12 protein-coding genes are annotated in these 23,489 nt (G+C 57.1%); 4 read left to right on the top strand and 8 right to left on the bottom strand.

Annotation, left to right across the window (positions count from 1 at the left end; all coding sequences use genetic code 11):
• Positions 1–334 precede the first annotated feature (334 nt).
• Entirely contained in the window at positions 335–730 is a 396-nt protein-coding gene (locus ACFSR7_RS14480; protein ID WP_378162627.1) for a hypothetical protein, read from the top strand.
• On the opposite strand, the gene ACFSR7_RS14475 is transcribed toward ACFSR7_RS14480, so the two are convergent.
• The 4 genes from ACFSR7_RS14475 to ACFSR7_RS14460 all read right to left on the bottom strand — a co-directional run bounded on the left by ACFSR7_RS14475 (position 711) and on the right by ACFSR7_RS14460 (position 8,125).
• Positions 711–4,358: a fibronectin type III domain-containing protein gene (locus tag ACFSR7_RS14475; RefSeq protein ID WP_378162626.1), complete on the bottom strand. Its 3,648-nt coding sequence runs from the start codon at positions 4,356–4,358 to the stop codon at positions 711–713. The two genes, ACFSR7_RS14480 and ACFSR7_RS14475, sit on opposite strands and share 20 nt — an antisense overlap.
• Before the next feature lie 107 nt (positions 4,359–4,465).
• A complete protein-coding gene (locus tag ACFSR7_RS14470) occupies positions 4,466–6,124 on the bottom strand; it encodes a type 2 periplasmic-binding domain-containing protein (RefSeq protein ID WP_378162625.1) in 1,659 nt (552 codons plus the stop codon).
• A 124-nt stretch (positions 6,125–6,248) separates the two neighbouring features.
• A complete protein-coding gene (locus ACFSR7_RS14465) occupies positions 6,249–7,139 on the bottom strand; it encodes a carbohydrate ABC transporter permease (RefSeq protein ID WP_378162624.1) in 891 nt (296 codons plus the stop codon).
• Positions 7,140–7,162: 23 nt separating this feature from the next.
• Entirely contained in the window at positions 7,163–8,125 is a 963-nt protein-coding gene (locus ACFSR7_RS14460) for an ABC transporter permease (RefSeq protein WP_378162623.1), read from the bottom strand.
• Positions 8,126–8,385: 260 nt separating this feature from the next.
• Between ACFSR7_RS14460 and ACFSR7_RS14455 the strand changes: the two genes are divergently transcribed.
• Both ACFSR7_RS14455 and ACFSR7_RS14450 read left to right on the top strand, forming a co-directional pair.
• A complete protein-coding gene (locus ACFSR7_RS14455) occupies positions 8,386–10,128 on the top strand; it encodes a cache domain-containing sensor histidine kinase (RefSeq protein ID WP_378162622.1) in 1,743 nt (580 codons plus the stop codon).
• A complete protein-coding gene (locus ACFSR7_RS14450; protein WP_378162621.1) occupies positions 10,121–11,686 on the top strand; it encodes a helix-turn-helix domain-containing protein in 1,566 nt (521 codons plus the stop codon). The genes ACFSR7_RS14455 and ACFSR7_RS14450 overlap by 8 nt, the downstream gene beginning before the upstream one ends.
• Before the next feature lie 680 nt (positions 11,687–12,366).
• Here the strand turns inward: ACFSR7_RS14450 and ACFSR7_RS14445 are convergent.
• Positions 12,367–14,754, bottom strand: a complete 2,388-nt coding sequence (locus ACFSR7_RS14445) for an FAD-dependent oxidoreductase (RefSeq protein ID WP_378162620.1) — start codon at positions 14,752–14,754, stop codon at positions 12,367–12,369.
• Between the two features lie 339 nt (positions 14,755–15,093).
• Here ACFSR7_RS14445 and ACFSR7_RS14440 point away from each other — a divergent pair, with 339 nt between their 5' ends.
• Complete coding sequence (locus ACFSR7_RS14440) at positions 15,094–15,534, top strand: MarR family winged helix-turn-helix transcriptional regulator (RefSeq protein WP_378162619.1); 441 nt, start codon at positions 15,094–15,096, stop codon at positions 15,532–15,534.
• A 461-nt stretch (positions 15,535–15,995) separates the two neighbouring features.
• Here the strand turns inward: ACFSR7_RS14440 and ACFSR7_RS14435 are convergent, their stop codons facing one another.
• Genes ACFSR7_RS14435 through ACFSR7_RS14425 form a run of 3 tightly spaced genes read right to left on the bottom strand, consistent with a single transcriptional unit; the run spans position 15,996 to position 23,450 of the window.
• Positions 15,996–17,681: a beta-L-arabinofuranosidase domain-containing protein gene (locus ACFSR7_RS14435; RefSeq protein ID WP_378162618.1), complete on the bottom strand. Its 1,686-nt coding sequence runs from the start codon at positions 17,679–17,681 to the stop codon at positions 15,996–15,998.
• 21 nt (positions 17,682–17,702) lie between these two features.
• On the bottom strand, positions 17,703–21,599 hold the full coding sequence (locus ACFSR7_RS14430) for a discoidin domain-containing protein (protein ID WP_378162616.1): 3,897 nt from the start codon (positions 21,597–21,599) through the stop codon (positions 17,703–17,705).
• A gap of 48 nt (positions 21,600–21,647) precedes the next feature.
• Positions 21,648–23,450 (bottom strand): type 2 periplasmic-binding domain-containing protein, encoded by a 1,803-nt coding sequence (locus ACFSR7_RS14425; RefSeq protein WP_378162614.1) that lies wholly within the window; start codon positions 23,448–23,450, stop codon positions 21,648–21,650.
• Positions 23,451–23,489: the final 39 nt, after the last annotated feature.

Below are 23,489 nucleotides of genomic sequence, written 5' to 3'. Positions count from 1 at the left end.
AGCGGCGGTACAGATCGGAATAACGATGTGGCAGCGTCTTATTTGGGCGGAATAGGCGGTACGCTGAGGAATAACGATGTGGCAGCGTCTTATTTGGGCGGAATAGGCGGTACAGCCAGAAATAACGATGTGGCAGCGTCTTATTTTGGCGGAATCGGCGGTAGGCAGAGGAATAACGATGTGACAGCGTCTTATTTGAGCGGGATAGGCGGTACAGCCAGGAATAACGATGTGACAGCATCTTATTTTGGCAGAATCGGCGTTACAGCCAGGAATAACGATGTGACAGCGTCTTATTTTGGGCGGAATAGGCGGTACGGCCAGGAATAACGATGTGGCAGCGACTTATTTTGGCGGAATGGGCGGTACAGCCAGGAATAACGATGTTGCAGCGTCTTATTTTGGCAGAATCGGCGTTACAGCCAGGAATAACGATGTGACAGCGTCTTATTTTGGCAGAATCGGCGTTACAGCCAGAAATAACGATGTGGCAGCGTCTTATTTGGGCGGAATAGGCGGTACGCTGAGGAATAACGATATGGCAGCGTCTTATTTTGGCGGAAAAGGCGGTACGAACCCTGCTAACTGCGGGGAGGATGCGATTTTACCTAAAAGCCAACAAGCTCACGTTCTGAGCTTGCTGGCCATCTTCCGCTTTAAATTGTTTGTACAGCCCTCTGTCGTCTTGCCGCCCAAAAAGCTGCTTCCGGTTAAAGCTTCTGCACGTTAAAGTCGTCGAAATACGTCTTCTGCATGTGCGAGTATACGCCCGCCTGGCCGGAAGTAATTGCGATCGAAGTCCCGCTGACGAGCAATGCGCCGTCGATATAGCCTTTGATCGAGCTGCCGTTCACTTCCAGCTTGAAGGTATGGTAGGCGCCGGCCGTCGGGTCTGCGGCGAGAGATGCCGAAGCCAGCGTCGTATCCGTGCCGTTCTGATATTTCACCAGCGATACCGTATGATAGTAGCCGGAATAGCTCATATAGTAATAATTGCTGGCGTTTTGATATCGCGCCACCAAGCCGACGCGGTCGTGCCAGCTGTCTACCTTGATCTTGGCTTCGACGCTGTAATTCGTCCATGCGTTCTGGCCCGCGGACGGTCCCGTTACCGACTTGGTCGAGCCGGAGGACGCGTTATCGGACAGAAGTGCCCTCGTGTTGCCGTCCTTAACGATATAAAAGGTTCCCCAACCGCCCACCGTCGTCCATGGGGCCAGATTCAAGTCCTCGAAGTCGGACGCGAACAGCGTGCTCGTGGTCGTCGACACGACTTGGCTGCTGGCATTCGACAACCGGTCGCCGAGATCGAAAGCCTTAACCGTATAGTAATAGGTGGTGGAGATCGTCAGTCCCGTATCCTTGTAGCTTTGGAAGGCGCCATTGACGGTGGCGACCTCCACGCCGTCGCGGAACACCTTATAGCCCTTGACGCCCGTCTCGTCGGCGGGGGCCTGCCAGGACAAGTCGATCTCGGAGGCCGAGATCGGCACCGCGGTCAAGCCCGCGGGAGCGGCCGGCGCCGCGCGGTCATAATGACGCACCACGACGTTGTCGAAGTCGACGGACTGCCCCGACTCCGATAAGAGTCCGGCTTTGCCTCCGGCAAGCGAGGTATCGACGGCGGAGATGACGGACGTGCCGTTCAGGTAGCCGACCAGGTTCGTTCCGATCGTCTCGAACCGCAGCTTGTAAGACGTTCCGGCTGCGACAGTCGACAGGCCGCTTACCGTCTCAACGACCGTGTCTACGCCGCCCGCGCGTTTCTTGATCACGGCGCTGCCCGTGTCGGCGCGGTACGCGAACGCATAATAATTATCGCCATCCGCATATTTGGCCAACAAACCGACGCCGCCCGCGTTGCTCGCCGAACGTACGCCGGCCTCAATCGCATAGTCGCCGCCGTATGTCGCGTCGATTACGGACTTTCCGTTGGCGCTCGCGCGGTACGCGGAATTGCCGCCGCTCGTCGCGACGCTCCATTGCCCCGTCGCCGCCGTCCATCCGTTCGCATTGCCGTCCTCGAACGTATCCTCGAACATCGGATCGTAAACCAGCTCGAACGAAAATCCTTTGTCCGTATCAAGCTGAACGAATATGCCGCCGCTATAAGCCGTCACGGGAATCTCCTGCAGCCTTACGCCGTTCAGCGCCAGCTTGTAGGCTTTGTAGCCTGCGGCAGGTCGATCCGTCGCGAGCTTGACCACAGCGGTTTGCTCCTTGGCCAGCGTAGGGAGCGTGCCCTTGTAGTATTGAACGATCCCGTTAGGCTGCTGGATCGTCTGTTCGCCGGTCGCCGCGACGTCGGTCGTGTAGACGAGCAGCATCCTGTCGCTGTCTTCCAGCGGGCTATTATCTAGTGACGATGCAAGAAATGTTCCCTTGTATACGTCCCCGGTCACCGACAAGGCGCCGAGATCGAGCGCGTTATTGTTCATCGTTCCTGCTGCCGCGACGACCTTCGGCGTGCGGACCATGTAAGTGTTGAGATTGAGGTCGAACAGCAGCTCTCCCGTATCGGACAGCAGCTGGTTGTCGTTCAGCGCGTCAAGCATCGCCGTCTTCATCGGTGACGGATCCAGCGACTCGATCATCGTTTCGGCCATTTGCAGTTTGTTCATGGCGGTCGTAATCGGGACCCGATTCGCCGCAGGGAGATCGCCCGCAGCGATCTGCGCCTTGGTCAGCCCCGGCGTGATCTTGTAGACCGCGAACGGCTGTCCCGGATTGTCCGCATACACCGTCGCCGTATTGAACAAATGCGGGATATACATCATGTTGGCGATCTGGGTCTCCAGGTCGGATGCGGCTCCCGTGTCGCTAACCCATGCCTGATCCCATACGATGACGAACTTCGGCGCGCTTGCCTGCACGGCGCCGGTGCGATACAGAAGCGCGGCCTCCGTCTCGGAGGTAATTGCCAGCGGGTCGTTCGTGATCGAGAACGTCTCCGGCGTGCCCAGCTTGTTGTTGGAATAAGCGTCTCCGACGTTCATGCCGAACGAATACCGGTTCATCATGTCCCAGCCTTGGTACGCGCCGATCGCGCCGTTGAAGATGCCGACCTCCTCCCGCCCCTTGACCGGGAACGTATCCTGGAATTCCGTCAGGATGAACGGCGTATCGTACTTTTGCCTTAACGCCAGGGACGGATAGTAGCTTCCCGTCAACGTGTCGCCCCCGTAAGCAGGCGGATAGCTCGCGTTGGTCGCGGCGTCGAACGTCATGCTCAGGCGCGGATATTTAAGCGCGTTGTACTGGAAGCCGTATTGGCCGTTGTTAACCGGCGCGCTGTCCGTAACGAACTGGTGGTACATATGCGTCTCGTACACGTCCGACGACTGATCGCGCCAGAAGTTCACGTTTGGACTGTAAATGAAGTTCAAGCCGCCGACCGGCGCGTGGACTTGAAGCACGTTTTTTAAATAATTCCGCATCTCGTTCGCCGCTGCGATCGTTCGCGCCGAATAGTAGGCGCTGAGTTGGTCTTTGAGCGTACCGCTCGTGCTCCAATATTGATTGGGCATCGACGTGACCGGAGCAGCGCCGCGACCGCTCAGAAACGAATTAAAATCATCCTTCAGGTAACTACCGAAAGCCGGTGTCATCTTGCTCAGGTCCATGTTAAGAACCAGCGACTCGTTCCAGGGGCTGACGCCCACAAGCACCGGATCGTTTTTCAAGGCAAGACCGGTATACGGATTGACATGCGTCAGCAGCGCGCTTGCGATCGTCTTCCAGGCATTCACCGCTGCAGGCACGAACGGAAATAGATAGGGAGAGTTGTAGCTTGACCCATAGATATTAAGGTTAGGATCGTTCTTAAAATCGTACAGCTGGAACAGATCGATCGTGACATAAATGCCATGCGCCTTGAGCCTGGAGATAAGGTATTCGACTTGGTCCATCCGGTCTTCGTTGATCTGCGGCGTCGCCGAATTCAGCTTAAAAACGCCTGGCGCATCGTCGCCCATCGAATCGAGCGAATGCAGCCGAACGACGTTATAGCCGAGCCGCGCCAGACGCTCCGCCGTACGCTCCGCATCCTCATGGGAGCCGTAGTACATTTTCCAGGACAGATTCGCGCCATATAGCTTCACCTTGCGCAGCGGCTGGTCCGTGAAGACATAATCCCCGTCGTCGTCGATTTGGATAAATCCGTGGCTTCCCGCCGGAACGTCGTTCAGACCCGACAAATCCAGCGCGCTGCCCGCGGCGATCGACGGCTCCGTGTCGATCGGCTGCCAGCCGGCCGGGACGTCCGCCTTGGCCTGATCGGCGCCGGCGCCGAATAAAGGAATCATAAGCGTTAAAGCCAGCAATGCGGACAGACTCTTGCTTCTCCAACCGTTGGACATCATCATCGTTCCCCTTTATGATCGATTCCAGCTGGTTCTCCCGCGCCTATAGATACGCGGACGCCGTTGCCAGCGCCCGCGTATGCTGTCTCTATTGCCCTGCTTTATTACTTCTGATTCGTAGGCCAAGCGAATTGCAGGCCGAGCGCCTTTTTCGCGTCCTGGAATTGCTTGTTCTGGTAATCGTAGAGCTTCTGATAGCCAAGCTTCGCTTCCGTATCGACCTCGTCGTTAAAATACTTCTCCACGTCGGCCGGCGTCTTGGCGAGGATCATCTTGGCGCGCCATTTTTTGCGGTTTTCCTCGACCTTGGCGTTGATGCCGCCTTCGTCGGTGCCGCCGAGCGGCGTGATCGATTCGAACGGCAGCATGTCGTACGTCAGCTTCGCGAAGAACAACGCGCTCTCATCCTTGGCAATCGCGTCGGCCGTGACGGGCGCCGGCGCTGTGCGCTGGATCGGCGTCCAGTTGATGAGCCATTGAAGCGTGCCGTTGCCGTATTTGTTTTTGGCTTTGTTCGGGTCTTCGGCGTTCAGCGCGTTGAATTCGTCGCTCAGCTTCACCTTGCCGTTCTCGTCAAAGTCCCACGCCGCGCCCTTCGGCCCGTAGTTCACGTTCAGGCTCATCTCATCCGTGGACAAGTAGTCGAGCAGCTTGATGATGCGATCCGGATATTTGGTCTTGCTGTTGACCATCGTCAGCGTCCAGCCCGAGGCGTTGACGGGATCGACGTACGGCTTGTTGCCTGCGTCGCCGACGACCGGTCCGACGTGCACGAAGAGCGCTTTGGGATCCTTCTGGTACAGCGCGCTCCAATCGAGATTTTTGTTGGTGATCGCAAAGACGGCGCCGTTTGCGACCTTCTCCTTGAGCTGATCCTGGTCGAGCGTCTGGCTGTCCTCCGGCATCAAGCCTTCCTTGTATAGCTGATTCAGGAACTTGTAGGCTTCGAGCATCTCCGGCGTGCGTTCGCGGTCGACCAGGTTGCCCGACGCGTCTTCCCGCGGCGCACCGAAGAAGCTGCCGATGACCCAGCTCTCGAAATAGGCCGGCGTTACCGTAAAGCCGTTGTATTGGACTTTCGCATCCTTAACCTTGCGAAGGGCGGCAACCATGCCTTCCTTCGTATTGAAGTCCTCCGCCTTGATGCCGAGCTGATCCATGATGTCTTTGCGCGCATACAAGCCTTGGTTGCTTCGGATGCTGTCGCCTTCCTTAAATTTCTCCTTCGCCCAGAAGAAGCTCGCATAGCCGTAGAAGTGGCCGTCCGCATTGCGGAACCAGTCCTGCATCGACTTCGGCACGTCGAAGCTCGGATCGTACTTCTGAATCAGCTCGTCGAGCGGCGAGACCAGGCCCGACTTCTCCAGCACGCCGCGCTGCGGGTTGCTTTTATCGACGGTGACGACGTCCGGAATATCTCCGGAAGCGATGAGTGCGCTGAGCTTCTCGGGCGTACCCGAGGAAAAGTCGATCGAGACGCCGGTGTCGTCGGTAATCATTTTGTCGAGCAGGTTGTTGACCGGATCCCAATTTTTCTTGTAGTAGTCCTGATCGACGAACCAGGAGATCTTGATCGGCGACTTGTCGTCCGCCGACGCGGTCGGCGATGCCGAAGCCGATGCCGATGCGCTTGCCGTCGGCGCGGCCGATTGCGAAGCTTGTGCGTTGTTCCCGTTCTTGCTGCCGGAAGAGCAGCCCGCGAGAAGTCCCCCGAGCAGAACGACGGCCGTCGTGACGCCGATCCATGTTTTACTGCGTTGCATGTTGTTGTGCCTCCCCATACGACTTGTAGATGATAGATTTGTATAAAGCTATATGTTGTAATTCGCGCGAAGCCGGCCCGTACGTGCCGCCCGGCGCGAAGATCAACCGAAGATTAACCGAGGATCAACCTTTGACCGAGCCGATCAGCACGCCCTTGACGAAGTACTTCTGAAGAAACGGATAGATGATCAGAATCGGCGCCGTGGTCGCAAGCATCATGGCGAGCTTAAGCGTCTCCGGACTGATCTGCTTCGCTTCTTCCGGCATGACGCTCGCGGCTTGCGCGCCGAACTTCGATGCCGCACCCGAATCCGTCACGATCCGCATCAGGAACAGCTGCACCGGCTCCAGCGCATCCTTCGTCGTGAACATCAGCGCATCCGTATAAGCGTTCCAATGGTACACGCCGGTGAACAGCGCGATGGCTGCCAGAACCGGCTTGGTCAGCGGCATAATAAGCTGAAGGAAAATGCGGTACTCGCCGGCGCCGTCGATCTTGGCGGACTCGATGATCTGCTCGGGGATCGAGCGGAAAAACGACATCATGATAATCATATCCCATACGCTGAACATGGTCGGAATAATTAACACGAGGAAGTGATTTAGCAGCCCCAGTTCCTTGTACAGCAAGTAATTCGGGATCAGGCCGCCGTAGAAGAACATCGTGAACAGCATGGCGATCATATAAACGTTGCGCCCGGCAAGCGCTTTGCGCGACATCCCGTAGGCGACGAGCGCCGTGAACGCGACGTGCAGCACCGTGCCGGCGAGCGTCCGCATGATCGTAATGAAGTACGCGTGGTATATCGTATGATCGGCAAAAACCGTCACGTAATTCGACAACGTAAACGTGCGGGGCCAGAAATAGACGCCCCCGCGCGTATAGTCGAGACCCTGGTTAAACGAGCCCACAAGCGCGAACCAGAACGGGGCGATCGTCAGTACCATGACGACCAGCATAATGAAGACGTTCATGGCGTCGAACCATTTGTCTCCTCTCGAACGGATGTTCATCGTGAATCCTCCTTCTTTGTAACCTAGAACAGACTGTTGTCGGACAGCTTGCGCGACAGGTAATTCGCCCCGAAGAGCAAGATGAGCGCGACGACCGATTTGGCCAATCCGACCGCCGTCGAGTAGGAATAGCGCATCTGCTGAAGTCCGACCTTGTACACGTAAGTGTCGATCGTCTCGCTGACGTCGAGATTAAGCGGATTTTGCATGACCATGATCTGCTCGAAGCCCGTATTGAGAATCGAACTGACGGCGAAAATGAGCATAATCACGATCGTCCCCATAATGCTCGGTACCGTCACGTACCACATTCGCTGGAATCGGCCGGCGCCGTCGATCTTGGCGGCTTCGTGAAGCTCCGGATCGACGCCCGCGATCGCGGCGATATAGATGATGGCGCCCCAGCCGATGCCCTTCAGCATCTCCGCCCCGACCATGATGAACCAGAACAGCTCGGGCTTGGCCATGAAGTTGATCGGCTCGTTAATGAAATGCAGCTTGACGAGCAGCAGATTCAGCACGCCGTTCGTCGGGGACAGCACGGTCAGGATCAACCCGCCGAAGATGACCCAGGACACGAAGTGCGGAACGTACGAAACCGTTTGCACGAATCGCTTGAAGCGTCCGGCCGTCAGCTCGTTGAGCAGCAGCGCGAACAGAATCGGCGCAGGAAAACTAAGAAGAAGCGCAAGAAGGTTCATGGCGAGCGTATTGCGCAGGACGTTCAAAAAGTTCGGGTCGGTGACGAATTCTCTGAAATAGGTCAGTCCCGCCCACGGCGAGTCCACGATGCCTAAAAATAAATCGTACTTCTTAAAGGCGATCAGGATCCCGTACATCGGAAAATACGAAAAGACGAGGAGAAACAGCAATCCGGGCCACACCATGCTTTGAAGCGCGAATTGGCTCTTCCATCTGGACCGTCGGCCGCTCGCCTTCGTTCCCGAAGCGGCAGCCAGCCGGCTTGCCTCTAAGGTTCTTTCCACTAATCGTTCTCTCCCATCCTTGGACCCGCTCGGCTTGTGACACGGGCTTGCTGCACCGCCTGCGGATCGCTTTCTCTTTGTTGATTTAACTATAGTTCTTGAAAGCGCTTATAAAAATAGCACCATTTTTGATTTGATACCTTCATTTTGCTTCCGCGATGCGGCCGGAAGGGTTAGCGCGCAAATTGTCGAATACGTGATTGTCGAATACCGAGGGATACGCAAAGACGATGAATTCCCTACTAGAAAGAAGGTTCGCCATGCGCCGCCCTATGAACGCCATGAGCATCAAGAGCAAGGTCATGCTGGCTTTTGTCGTGCTGATCCTGCTTCCTTTTAGCGCGCTCGGGCTCTATACGTACGATCAATCCCAGCGCTTTCTTCGGGCCCAGCTGATCGCAAACGCTTCCACAACGCTCAGGCAGATGACGTTCACGATCGAGAACAAGATCGATCTGCTCGAGAGTCTCAGCGACTCCATTACCTATAACTATCGCCTGCAGCAATTTCTGGCGAGCCCTTTCTCCGGAGACGACTCGGTGGATACGTATTTCAGCTATGCGGCGCCGTTAATCAACTACGCCATGCTGTTCCAGAAGGTCAATACGGAGAAAATCTCCGTTTATATGAAAAACGACACCGTTCCCGAGGGGTTCGGGGCCTTTTTCCGCGCAACGCGCGCGATGCAGGAGCCTTGGTATACGCCCTTCGCCCAGTCGGGAGCAAAGTCGGCATGGATCGTCCGCGACAACCCGGAGAACGGCCGGACTTACGGTTATGTGCAAAAGATGGTCTCGCTCGAAGGCGCCGACATCGGATTCACGCTCGTCGAGGTGCGGCCAAGCGTTCTGCTCGCGACGACCGCGCAGGAGGACCCTCAGAGCGGGCAAAACGTCGTTATCGCGGATGCGCAAGGCCATATCGTTTTCCCGGCGGGAAGCAACCTCGACCTCTCTCTTCCGCTTCAACGGAAGCTGGCCGACGGCGGCCATGCCGTTCGCGGCGGCCGCCTCTATGTCGGCGAGCGGCTGGACCGCGTCGGATTGTCCATGCTGATGAACCTCAAGCTCCCGCGCACGGCGAATTCCTGGCAGGTCGCCAGCAACCTGATTTTCATCGCCGCAACGGTCGTGCTGCTGTTCGCCTTCTACTCCGTGCTGCAAATGGCGCTGCGCACGATGAGAACGAGCATCCGCCAGATGGATCAGGCGATCGAATCCGGCTTCGAGCCGATTCCGATCCGGCGGCGGGACGAATTCGGCGTCATCGGCGAGCGGTTCAACCTGCTGCTGAACAAGATCACGACGCTGATGAAGGACATGATCCGCAAAGAAACGATTCAGAAGGACGCCCAGCTGGCGGCGCTCCAGTCGCAGATCAATCCCCACTTCATTTACAACACGCTCGACATGTTCAGCGCCCGGATGGAGCTCGCCGGGCAATTTGAGGTATCGGACGCGATGGCCGACTTCGGGAAAATGATGCGTTACAATATGGACGGCCATTCGAAGTTCGCGACGCTCGAATCCGAGATCCGTTACCTGGAGCAGTACATGAATCTGCAAAAAATCAAATACGGCAACGACATCGAGCTGGATCTTCAAGTGCCGGGGGAGCTGCTTGGGCTGCGCATGATCCGCTTCATCCTGCAGCCGATCGTGGAGAACAGCATCAAGCACGGCTTTCCGGCGAACGGATCTCTTCGCATCGTGCTTACGGCTGGCCTTGGGTCCGAGCGGACCGTCCTGATCTCGATTAAGGACAACGGGCCGGGCATCGGGGAGACGCGCCTTGCCGCTCTCAATCGGCGGTTCAGGGATTCCGATTATGCGCCGGCTGACGATCAAACGCGGGAAAGCATCGGCCTGGGCAATATCAACGAAAGATTGAAGCTGTTCTACGGCGAAGCGTATGCCATTCGGCTTAACAGCCTGGAAGGCGAATACGCGGAGACGATCGTGACGATTCCCTGCGGTACAGGAGAGGAAGACAGCCATGTATAACATCCTTATCATTGACGACGAGCGTCTGATTGCCGAAGGGGTCAAAGCCAAGCTGGAGCGCGCGGGAATGAGCGAAATCTCGGAGATCCGCGTCGCTTGCGGCGGAGAGGAAGGGCTCCGGGCAGCCGCGGAGCTTGCGCCGCATATCGTGATTACGGACATGCGCATGCCCGACATCGACGGCGTGCAGGTCGTCCGCCGGCTCTCGGCCGAGCTGCCGCGGACCAAGTTCATTCTGCTGAGCGGCTACGGCGATTACGCCTACGTTCGAGAGGCGTTCAAATACGGCGTGCTAGATTACTTGCTTAAGCCGGCGGGCTCGGCCGAGCTCGCGGGTCAGATCAAGGCAGCGATCGTGGCCATCGAGGCGGATGCCAGGCAGGCTGCCATGGCGGAGCGAAGCCGTCAGTCGGAGCATTTGGCGCTCGCCGCGCGGATGAACGCGCTGCTGAACGATGCCGAAGGGCGGGGTGCTGCGGGGAGTTCGGCGGATCTTGCGGCGGCAGAAGCTTACCTGAGTCACGCTCATGCGGTTGTCGCCCTGTTCCAGGTTAGCGAAGCTTCTTTTAGCTTGGCAGACTTGGGACTTGTGGAATCCGCGCTGGACCGCGAGGCGCGCGCGGGCGGATGGGTCGACCGACTGAAGGTAATCGTGTTCCAAGATAGCGGCGGACAGGTGTGCGCAATCGTCAATTTTGCGGAAGACATCGGGGCTGACGCTCCGACTTCGCTGCTCGAGGCTGCCGTGGCGCATCTTCGAGAGACGGGGGCGGAGCGGGCGACTGCCTTCGTCAGCGAGCCGGGATCGCCTGCCGGCCTGCGACAGCTTTACAAGCATGCCAGGCTCGCGAGGTCTTATCGGATATTGCGGGAGCCCTGCGAAGTATTATGGTGGCAGCCGGCAATGTCCGCCGGCGTTCGCGAGGACTTATCGCCTGCTCGCAAAGATATCGAAGAGCTGCGCCTTGCCGTCGATACGCTGCAGCTGGAACGGATCGCCCTCTGGATCGACCGCTGGCTGCCCGACAGCCTGATTGGGACCGCTTCGCTCGAACAAATCGAAGCCGTCTACGGCCTGCTGCTCACCGAGATTCGGCGGCGCCTAAGCGGACATCATCCGCTCGAGCGGAGCGAGTCCGGCCGCGCGCTTGCCTCCTTCCACGCGCTGGATGATATTCGCCGGTACTTGAAAGAATACGCAGGCTCGGCCAAGCAATCCGCCGGCGAGCATGACGAACCGGAGGAAACGGTAGTCACCTTCGCCGAGTCCTACGTGCGGGAGCACTTCAATCGCGACATCCAGCTGGCGGAGATGGCCAACCGCGTATCCATGAACTACTCCTACTTCAGCAGGCTGTTCAAGGAGCGGACCGGCTTGACCTTCACCGCCTACCTGATCAAGGTGCGGATGGAAGAAGCGCGCAAGCTACTGCAGGACCCCACCCTGCGCATCAACGAAGTATCCGACCGGGTCGGCTACGGCAATCTGTACCACTTCTCCCGCGCCTTCAAAAACTACTTCGGCATGTCCCCGAAGGAGTATCGCCGTTCCAGGTAGAAAAAGCCCCGAATCAGGTTGAACTAGCTCCGAACCGACGTCGTCCCGCGATGTCGCTCTACTATGCGCTCATTGAGCCGGTTGGTGGCAAGTTTTTTTAACATAAGAAAAGCCACCCAGAAGGTGGCAAAAGATAGTATTATATAGGTTGTACGACTCGCCTAGTCGGGGTAGTCCGCCTCCAGATTGGAGGTGAGGCTATGACATTTTCGTTTCAAGAAGTGATGATGCTCGGTATGTTCGTCCTGGCGTTGCTCACTTACTTGAATAAACGGAAATGACCCGCCCTAGGTTCGCGCCACGGGAAACGGGTCATTTCGTGTCCAGCTGATTCAGTTGGAAGCACCCCCGCCGAAGCAGTTGTGCAGGAAGTCGGTGTTGGCCCACCGGCTTCTTTTGTTATTCTAAGCATAACATACCCGTTTTAGACGCGCAATCAAGGGACAAGCGTGACCGTTTTGCGCTATTCTGAGCATCATTCGAGCGGCGGATGAACGGGCGGAGTCCGTGCGTATGAGAATGGCTCAGCTCCATCTAGAGCTATCCTGCAAAAGTACATTATTCAAGGCTAGTAAGGTGGTTTTTTGCGATCTAATGCGCAAAAGTGCACGGTAGCTCGCCTCTCTGAGCGAAATTCCTGCACTTTTGCGCGATAGAGGGTAATGGACTAGACGTTTTAATTAATCGCCCTGCGGCGCATAACAGCGAATCTCGTAGATGGCGGCGGAGGGGTCTCCGTTAGTGGCTTCGATCACGACGCGCAGCTTGTCGGTCGTGACCGGCTTCTCCAGACGGTGGCGGCAGTGCCGCTGATAGTTGCCTCGCACGGCCGCAATCTCCGTCCACGCCCCGCCTTGCCACGCTTCGATCCGGTAATCCTTCGCACATTGCGGGTCTTTATAGAAAGGCGCATACCCGTGATATTCCCAGAGCAGATGGCCGGGGAACGTCAGCTCCACCTCCCCAATCGTCTGCTGCTGCTCCCAAGTCAGCTCCAGCCATTGCGGCAGCGCCGCTTCCGGGTCCGAACGCCACAGATTCGTGTACCGGTTGGGACGCGCCACGCCGTTAATCGCCTGCTCGGCACCGAAGCTGCGCTGCGGCGGATCCACCCGGAAGCTGCGCGTCGGACCGTTCCAGTCCCGGCGCATCTTGCCCTGGCCCATCTCGTACGCGCAGGTATGCGCCGGCACGGCGGCCGATGCGACATGCCACTGCAGATTCGCATTCGCCAGCAGATCGAGACGCACGTACTTACCCGGCTCGAGGCCCGCAGCCTTCGTCAAGCGCACGTCCCACTCGACCCACTCGAAACTTGCGCCGGGCTTGATCGTAAGCAGCGTCGCCGCAAGCGGCTCAAGCTCCTCCGTCCGGTAATCCCAGATGTGATCGACGGGCAATATCCGCGCCTCTACGGTCTGCTCCACGTCCGACAAATTGGACAGGCAGACCGCCACGCGATCGAGCGTCTCCTCCGCGATCGCGATCCACTGGCCCTTGCGCTCGCGCAACGCCTCGGTATCCGGGAACCGCCGCTTGTCGTCCCGCTCCGCCTCCATGCCTTCGCAAGCCGCTTCGCTGCTGGCGGCCACCCGGGCCGCGCGCGCCAGATCCAGCTCGTCTTCGTTCGCCGCGTTCGGCAGGAAGCATCCGTCGCGGAGCAGCGTCTGCTGCACCTCGCGAATCGCTTGGCCCGGCACGTCCTTAAGCGCGATGCCGCGCTTCAGCGCAATCGCGGCCGAAGTGCCGACGGCTTGCCCGACGATCGCCGTCGTGCCCATGACCCGCACCGTACCGAGCGCGGCGTGGGTGACGCTGACGTTGCGCCCGGCCATCATCAGATTGTCGACGTCCCGGGCGATCGACGAACGGAGCGGAATGCCGTACGGTCCGCAGTAGCTTTTGACCATATACGAACTGGTCTCGCTGTAGCCTTCGGCGCTCGCATGCTCGCTCGTCGGCGCCAGCAGGCCGCCCGGGGTATGCAGGTCCAGAAACCAGCCGCCATATGCGATCTCGTCCTCAAATACGGTTCTGTTCAGCGGATCGTGCTCGGTCATCAAGTAGAGGCCTTGAATTCTCCGGCTCTCGCGCTTGCCCGGCACCTGCCCGATCCAGTCGATCGCGTGGTTCGCAGCCAGCTCCTTCGTCTCGGGATCCTTGTTCTTGATCCAGTCCCAGACGCCCAGCACATACCGCGTCAATTGATGCCGGATGTCCTCGTTCTCGTGAATCGTATGCCACGGCACGCCGATCTCGATCCACCAGTAGCCGCCGCGCACATCGTTCGGCCTCCGGCCTTCCTTGTAAAAAAAGTCCGGATTATCCAGCTTTGCGGCCCATTCCGGCGCCTCGAACGGCGCAGGCGCGCCTGTGTTCACCGTTTTGAACAAGAGCGAAGAGCCCATCACGTCGCCGCTCGCCTGAAGCGGCGCATGCGGCTCGTTGTATTCGTCCCGGCCTTCCGAGCCCATATGCCATTCGCAGCCGGCCAGATCCGCCACGATCCCGTCGCCCGTGCAATCGATAAAGATTTCGCCGCTCAGTTCCAGCGTTGTCTCTGCATTCGCCACGACGCCGACGACCGCTTCAATGCGCCGCTCCGCGCTCTTGCGAACCTCGACGATCGACGTATTCAGGTGAAAAGTCAGATTCGGCGTGCGCATCGCCAGATCGTACATCGCCATATCCCATACGCTGTTCGTCCATCCGTTCTCGAAGATGACCTCGTGGTTGCGGGCGCGCTCCTCGATCAGCAGCTCCGAGATAATGCCCGTCTCTTTCGCATAAACGTGGAAGGCCGCCGCGCCGTGCGGCGTCACCCGAACCTCGGACGAGCTGTTGCCGCCGAAGACGGGCCGATCCTGAACGAGACAGGTCCGCGAGCCGTGTCTGGCAGCGGCCACCGCCGCGCAGAATCCCGCCAGACCGCCGCCGCACACGACGACATCGTAGCTTTCCCTGCGAATATTCCGGGTATTTTCATCCTCGTGCGCTTTGCGTATGACACGCTCTGAACGCCTTCGATTAGCGATGCTCGTGTTCTCCGTCAATTCCATTGCCTCCATCGCCGTCCGCTCCGACCATCGGTTTGATAGCGTTTTCTTTCATTTCCACCCCACTATACCATCGCGCTTCTACCGACAAAATAGCGCTATTTTTGATTTGATACCTTCATTTTGGATGACAAACCAGATCCCTCAATTTGGGTGAAAAGCGAGTGTGAGTAAATAACAGATAAAAGAAGCCCGGCTTGCGGCAACGTCGCATACCGGGCTTCTACTGTCTGAAGCGACCTGCGTTTCCGACAGGCATTTTCATTGAACGCCTTGTTTGTTATAATTTAGTTGTTTTTTGATAAGAAGATGCCGCATGCCGATAACATACAAGATCTTGAGGTGATCGATGTGGATTTGAAATCGACGGTTTTCCAGCAGCTTGTGTCCCTCATTACGTCGGTGCACCAGGTGCATTACGAGATGACCAAGGACATGCCGATGCACGGCTTGACGCCGCAGCAATACGAGATCATGGAATTTCTCGCGGTCGAACAGCCGATGACCTTGAGCCGGATCAGCGAATGCAAGGGCATCTCCATGCCGAACACGAGCCGGGAGATCAAGAAGCTGATGGAGCAAGGCCTGTGCGAAAAAATCGAGGATCCGTCGGACCGGAGAAAACAGCACATCCAGCTCTCGCCGCTCGGACAAGCCCGAATGAACGATTCGTTTTCCTTCATGATGAACCGCTTCATGCAGCGAATCGAGGGAACTTCGGATATCGAGCTGGCGGAGGCCTCGGATGCGATCGGGCGGCTGCAGTCGGGGATTGTCCGCGTATTGCAATAGATGGCTGCGCACGAAATGTAAAAGATCAGAAAGTATAAATTTGGGCGGCAATTTACGGAAAGGTAAGCGCGCTCGGTGTACCGGAGCTTTATGGATGTTTGTCGGGCAAAAACCTGCATTTGTACATTTATTTTCTGCCGACTCGCGACGCGTGATGAAATACCTGCAAATATGCAGGTAAATGCAAAGCGCAAGCCGAAATCAGGTTGATGAAAGAGAAATACCTGCACGTTTGCATCTATTATGTACAAAGAGATCGAAATCGGCAAAAAAAGATGTAGATTTGCAGGCATTGCAGTGAAAGAACGACGCAGGCGACGACACGCGGGCCCACTGAAACGGCTGTCAAATGAGCCATTGATAGGCGTCCCGCGCACCCCAGGCTCAGATACCCGCTAAACTTAAAAGGACCGTCAGGGCGATCATCCCCCATAACGGTCCTTTTATAATCCGCGGAGCGCTTAGAACAATACCTGTTTTCGGTTTCGGACTGCTTCGTCATTCGGCTTATCGATCAGATCATTGACCGGCGTCAGCTTCGCGCCTGAAGCCGTCATGGCGTATTCGCCTCTGCCAAGCGCCACAATGTCCGTGTCGCCGTCAATCGCGATCGGCGCTTCGACATTGTCGATCCCGAGCAACAGGACGCCGTGCCTGTATGAAAAAGCATCATGCACGCTGCGACCGCCGAACGCATTTTCCCGGCGGAGGACAATGCCAAAGGTTAACTCGACGACAGTCCCCGCCTCCAGCTTCCCGGTCAAGGTAACGAATCCGTCCCGCACGGCGACGCTTCTCGCTTCGCCATCGATCCGCAGACCGATCGACGACGCCTCCGTCCACGACGGCACAAAAAGACGTAGGCTGATGGGCCCGGCTACCGTAGATTCGATGATCTCAAGGCGTACAAGCCCTTCATACGGATAATCTGCATGCTGCCGAATAACGAGCTGCCCGTTTTTTATGATAAACCGGCCCCGATTTTCCCCATAGAAAGGTACGGTTATCTGATCTTCATTCACAAAATAGCTATATTCGACCGCGCGGGCCAGACCTTCTCCTCCCCGCATCGTACAGCACCAGAACGCCTCGAACAGCTCGGGCGATTTCGGTTCGAGCATATGCTCGCCGTTCGCTCCCGCGCAAACGTCGCAGCCGAACCCGCCATTGGGCCGCTGTCCGTAGCCCATGCCGTTATAGTAAATATGATGGGCCGTATCGAGATACGCTGCCTTGCCCGTATGCTTCCAGAGCGAGACGGCGACGATGAAGGAATCGACGACCGCGCAGCTTTCCGTCCAGTCCGGCCGGCCAAACCAGTTGTAATTGGCATACGATTCGGTCATGCCCTCCTGCACATATAGCGCGAACACCTCCTCCGCCTTCCTCAGAAGCGACTCTTCGCAGGTCGTCTCGTAGTGGCGCAGCACGCCCCTCAAGGCCGACAACGTCGCATGCGTCTGAAAGGATAAGCCGGCCAAATCGACGGTTTTGAATTTGGCGATCATCTCGTCGATCAATTCGCCCAGCTCCGGCCGCGGGACGATCTGATACGCCTGCGTAGCGCCATCCAGCATAATAAAGGCGCAGCCGATGTCGGTGGACAGCCGCCACGCGCCGACCCGCTCTTGCTGCAGCTCGCCGATCGCGTCTCCGGCGAATACGCGCTGCTCCGGCAATACCGGGTACTCCCTGTATTGGCCGCTTGCGGGCAGCAGCAGATGTTCGATCATTTGTTCGACGATCGACAGGGAGAAGTCATCTTTATTCCACCTGTAATGCTCGACCATGGCCCGCAAAAACCAGCTGTTGCCCGACAGCTGCTGCTCGTCGACCGTCCCCGGTTCATGGACGGGACCGAAGTATCCATTTGCATTCAGGTAATCCGGCAGGCGCTCCATGATCTCCGTCAGATGCGTGGGCTCCCGGTGCGTCGCCTGCGCCAGCAGCACAAGCGCCAGGATCGTCCTTCCCTCCCAATCGCCCGGCCACTCGTAATCGGGCGATTTAAAGACCGTATCGGGTTCGTACGGCTCCGTCTCCATGCGGTCAAAGCTGAGCGATGCCCGTCTGCGCAGCTCGCCGGACGTCTCCAGATCACGCCAAGGAATCGTATTTAGGCCGTATGCGCTATTTATGCCGCTCAAGTCCAGACTCCTCCTCTTTGCCTACTCCGTATACTGGATCTGCGGAATCCACGTTGTGCTGTCGCTCGTAATGGTGTTATACCGATTCACGTAAAACTTCAATTCGTCGCCCTGACGCACATCGAGCAGGACGTTCATATTAAGCCCGGTCGTATCGTTCCCTGCAATGAACTGCCAGCCTCCGGCATTCGGCCAGACGGTCTCGTTATTTTTCACGATGCGAACCTGCACGCCGTCCCCGCCCGCGGCGCTCTTCCTGACATTCCCCGGGGCGGTGATCTCGATCATGCCGTCCCGGGGCGCCTTGAACACTCTTACCGCGTCCTGGCCGGCATCCGGATGCTGCCATTGATTCGTGATCAGGCTGTAAGCCGCGCTGCCCTTCCACCGTCCATTGGCGCTGTCCCAGGTCATATTGCTTAGAACTCCGCCCGCTTCTTCCTTATAGGACCAGTTCTTGGTCCCTTGGGTGGACGAAAAGTCCGTATCGCCATTGTAAGTGTCTACAAAAGCGATCTGGGGCGCCCAATACGTCGTATCGGAATTGCTGTTGCCGTTGTTGTTGACGACAAAGCTGAATTGGTCGCCCTGATTGACCGGCGTAACCCCTTGGAACGCAACGCCTGTAATATCCGTGATGGTCTCATATCCGGTGGATGGCCACCATGGCGATCCGTTCTTCAGAATCTTGACCTTGATTCCGTTGCCGCCGCTGTAACGAAGCCTTACGACGCCGGTAACCTTGACCGTCCCGGCTTGCGGAGCCGTATAGATGCGCACGGCCTCGCGGTTGTCGTCCGGATGCATCCAGCCGCTGCCGATCAGGCTGTAATCCGACGTGCCCTTCCATCTGCCGCCGACCCAGGTCATCGGATTGACCGTCATTGTGCCGCCGTTCCACAGCCATTCCTGGTAGTTCCAGTTGTTGACGCTTTGCGTACTCGCGAAGCCGGAGGTCGCCTTGAACTTTTTAATGCCGGGCTCATTCATCGTCACTGCGACCGCATATGGCTGCAACTCCGCGACTTGCATGGCATAGCCGGCGCCGTCGGCCCCCAGACGGGTCGCGTGCATCCGAATGTATCTGGCCAGCACGGGCGCATTAAACGAGAAGGTTTGCGCCGTGGAGCCCGGATTGGCATAACTGCTGTAATTGGCGCTCGGCACGTCGAACCACTCGATGCCGTCCAGGCTGGATTGGAACTTGAAGTCGACCGGGAATCCGCCGCCGCCGCTTCTCGGCGTGACTTGCACCCGCCTCACCGCGGCATTGGCGCCCATATCGACAAATACGGATTCCGCATGCCCGGCGTCCCCGTAGGCGGCGCTGGACCAATAAGTGGCCGCGTTGCCGTCGATGGCTTTGGCGGACGTCTGCGTCCCGCCGACCGTCGAGGCGCCGCTGCCGCTGCGGGACGTCGACGTTCCGGTGCCCATGCTGTCGGAGATCGTGACCGTACGCGCCCCGGCGGCCGTAATGTTATAGGTCACCAATCCGTTTTCGTCGGCCGTGCGCGAGTAGCTCGTTCCATTGTCGTTAATGGTGTACGCATAACCGGGCTTCATATTGTTCCACATGAATCGGACGGTTTCCGCGCCGTCGTTTTGCATGAGCGTTCTGCTTAATTGGCCGTCGTAGCGAATGCGATATTGATGGCCCCGCATATTGTAGTTGATCTCCGTCCCGAAGAGCGAAGAATCCAGGACAGGGTTCACCTCCAAAGCGTCGTACTTCGGCTTGATTCCCAGCATGTCCGTAATCAGCGTGGCGCCTGCCTCCATGTTGACGTCCATCTTCGTGTACATGCCGAATATGCCTGTCATTTGCCAGGAGAATACGTCCTGCGCCCAGTAGGGATCGCCGGGCTGATAGTAGACATCGACGATGTTTTTAATGTATTTGAACGGAAGCGCGCTCCCCGCTCTTGCATAGGCGCCGACCATCTCCCCTGTCGTATGGGGAAATACGTCGCCGTTCTCCCAATCCGGGAACGAAGCGGTAAAGGTCGGATTGACCTCCGTGCCGTCCATCGGATAGAGATTGAGCGGGTAAGCCTTGGCCTGATTTCGGACCATCCAGTCGTCCAGGCCCTGGTACGTGTCGAAGCCCCCGTACAGAATGGACTGCATGCGCTCCTTATTCGCCACGCCGTACTTGATCGCCGCCGAATCCACGTGCACGTATTTCACGTCGGCTTTCATCGTGCCGTTCATATTCCGCCAGCCGATAAAGCCTTGATTCGTATTGGACCAGAGCCCGCCGTAAATCAGGTCTTTGTTGTACGCTTCCTTCAGCTTGCGGGCTTTGTCCCTGTAATACTGCGCCTTGGCCGAATCCCCGATCGCCTTCTCCTCGATATCGGCCCATTGCGTCAAGGCGCCGTACATCAACGCATTGATATAGGCGTCTTCGCCGCCCAGGTAGACTTGATCGAGATAGGCCTGTGCGCTTAATCCCGTGTTGGTCGCCAGCGTCGCTTCGACCAGTCCGTTCCCGTTGGAATCTTTGGACAGGCGGAAGTCCAGCGCTTTGCGGATGCCCGTCTTGACCGCATTCGCCCAAGCGGTATCTCCGGTCGCGTTAATATAGGCTGCTGCGGCCAGCGGCATCGCCTCGTCCGCTTCCGAATCTTCCGGGAACTCGTACACCTGCCCGCCCGCTACGCCCCTGATATGTCCGGAGGGCTCCTGAACGGCAATGGCCATCTCCGTATTTTTCCTCAGCGCTTCGAGCGCGATCCTGTTGCTGGCGGAGGTTTGCATGGCCAGCATGGCGTCAATGCCCCACTGCATTTCCATCAATCCTGAATATTCGGGCCTTAGCGCATTCCACGCGCCGCCCGCCCCCAATAAATCGACGATGGAGTCCCGCCCGAATTCCGTGATGAATCGCGCGAATTTCTGTTCATTGATGCCGGAGGCGGCCGGGAAGCTGCCGATATCGTAATAATCGTCCAGGTTTAACTTGGCGCTGATCGTATAGGTGATCGAGTCGGTCTGCAGATCGGCGATCGCTACCGGATCATAAGCATGCCTGTTGTTGACGTTGGCCGCCACGGGCGAGAACAAGTGGAAGTTCACGGTTTTGGCCGGGTTGTGCAACGTATGGGCGAATGCCGGCAAGCTCAATTTATGATCCAGTTTAAAAGAATAAGGCGCGGTGGCGCTGCGGTAGATCTCGGATGAAATATAGCGGCTGGAGGCGGTCCGGATCTTAAGCAGGAAAGCGTTGGACTCGCTGAGTAGATCCATGTCGCCCCCGATGTAGCCGAAGCCGGCCTCCGCTTCTTCGCCGTAATATTTATCCCCGGGCGTCAGACTCCGCAAGGTGGTCCCGTCCGCAGGCGAGATTAACGTATTCGATCCGCCGTCTCCGCGGTAGGCCGTATTAAACATGCTCTGTTTAAAGGTAAAGCCGAGCGACTTCATATCCACCGTCGTGTAGGTGCCGGATATCCAGTCGTTCGTCTTATCCACCTTGACCTGCACGTCGTCCGTATTGGCCGTAAAGGTCCACGTTTCCGTCACCTTCAGATAGGCGTTCTGGTATGAAATCCCGCTCACCACCGCCGTGTTTCCGCTTACAGAAACCGTCGGGCTGGTCGACAGAGACGCCGTCGTGACCGGGGTACTCCCTCTCGGCACTTCAAAGCTGGAGAGAATGCCGTCGGTATCCAGCGTTTCGACCGAATTGATCTTCAGCGAATCGATTTTGCTTTTCAGATTGTAATCGAGCGACAGCGATACATTTCCCCCGCTCACGGTGAGTCGCTTATTTGCCGTATCGTTCGTTATCGTTCCCGCTGCCGCAGCAGGTTTGGCTTGAAAAGGGCCTAATGCCTGACCGGGCAGCAAAGTAATGCAGAGGGACAGCAAGGCGGAGATCGTCACGACTAGCGCTTTCTTCAATGGATTCATGGATGATTCCTCCAGAAGATCATGATTTCGATTCGCGATCGCTCATTGCTATTTTCCTTGCAGCACCCGGAAATAGTCCGTCATATCCGTTTTGGCCGCTTCATACTTATCGGCCTTGAATTCTTTTAATACGGAGTCGAAGGCTTGATCGACCTCCGCATCGTCCTTGGCCTTGAGTATTTTCGCGACCTTCTGCGCCACGAACTCTCCCCAGAACCAATTCCCGACCTCGCTCGCGTTCTCGCCGTATGGAGCGACATGCGTTCCGTCCGTAGCCAGCTTCTCCACGGCAACCGCATGTCTTGCCGTTTCGAAGGGGTCCATTTGCACCGGATAGCTCTTCTGCCAGGTCACCGGGTTATAGCCGAATAAGCCGACGGCCGTGCGCAAGGCTTTGGAAGTGAATCCGTCGCTGTAGAACGGATCGTAAAGACCGTAATAGCTGGCAGATTTCCCGTCCGCCGTTTTTTGTCCGCTGGCGATCGCTTGGCCGAACGCCTCGTCCTTGAAAACGCGCTTGCCGTCTTTCTCGGTATAAAGTCCGGCGCTTTCCGGTCCCCATGTCATCAGCTCCATGGCCTCGTCGGAATAAAGCCAGTCGAAATACTTCAGCAGACGCGGCAAATCTTTCACCTTTTTGCTGATCATGACATTATAGAAGCCGCTTGGATAAGTGGCGTCCACGTAAGTTTTCCCGCTTGCCGCCTTCGGCCAAGGGATCGGTCTCAGATCGTACGCGGGATTGATTTGCTTCAGGGATTCTCTCGACTTGGACCAATTGTCCGAATAGCTTGCGACGGCAATCCGGCCGGAATTGAGCTTCTCCATATACTGCTCGGTCTTTTGAATGACGTAGTCATTGTCCAGCAGCTTGCCGGCGTACCATTGATTAATCGTCTTGTAGTAATCCCGCATGCCCGGGTTATCCAGGAATCCGCTTACATTTCCGCTCCCGTCAATCATCCAGCCGGGGTTCGTGTACAGCGTGCTGAAATGATAGATGCTCCAGTTCATCATGCTCAGCGGAATGACGGGCTTGTCGCCTTCCATCAGATTTAAGTCTTTGATCTGCTGAAGCAGCTTGGTAAAGTCCGCGACGGTCTCGATTTTCGGATCGAGTGCGAGTTCGTCCGCCGTATAATTGCGGGGGTTCGCTTTGAGATCCGATTCGATCTCGCTCATCGTTTTAAACTTGTAACCCAGCTTTTTGAGAATGTCCTCTCTTACGACCAGGCCCATGCTCGTTTGCCCTTTGTAAAAAATATCGTCGTCCGGAATGTTCGCGCCGACTTGCGGATCGCTCTTGAACGGCGTTGCATTGGGCAGCGCGATAATATGTCCTTCTTTGTCCTTCAACATGTTCCAGGCCAGCTCGGACGTCCACTTTTTCATATTGGGGAGCTGGTCGATATAATCGTCCAACGCGACGAACTTGTCGCTCGCATAAAATTTGCTCACGTTCGGATTGTCGACCAGCACCACGTCGGGAAGCGTATCGGAAGCGACCAGCAGATTAAATTTCTCTTCCGGCCGCATCCCCGAGGCCGTGACGATGTCGCTTACCTTGATCTTGAATTTATTCTCGATATAAGGCGTGACGACGTCGTTCGGATTGTTGTAGAAATCCTGCGGCGTGCTGTGTACGGCATCGAAGAAGCTATATTCCATTTCCTCCTGCGGCGCTTCCGAAGAAGCGCCGGAAGAAGCCGTACTCTGAGCTGTCGCCGAACCCTCTTTTTCCACCACGGTGTTTGCCGCATCATTGTTGCAGCCGGTCAAAGCCGTGGTTACCGCCAGCGCGCCGATCATCGTGACCGCATGCCATTTACGCTTCCATCCTGCCAGTTTCATCGTTCTGTCTCCCCTTATAGTCGTTAATCTATCTATAGC

Source organism: Cohnella sp. GCM10020058, assembly GCF_042683485.1.
Classification (GTDB): domain Bacteria; phylum Bacillota; class Bacilli; order Paenibacillales; family Paenibacillaceae; genus Cohnella.
Note: the sequence above shows the minus strand (reverse complement) of the source record. Positions and strands in the feature narration are given on the sequence as shown.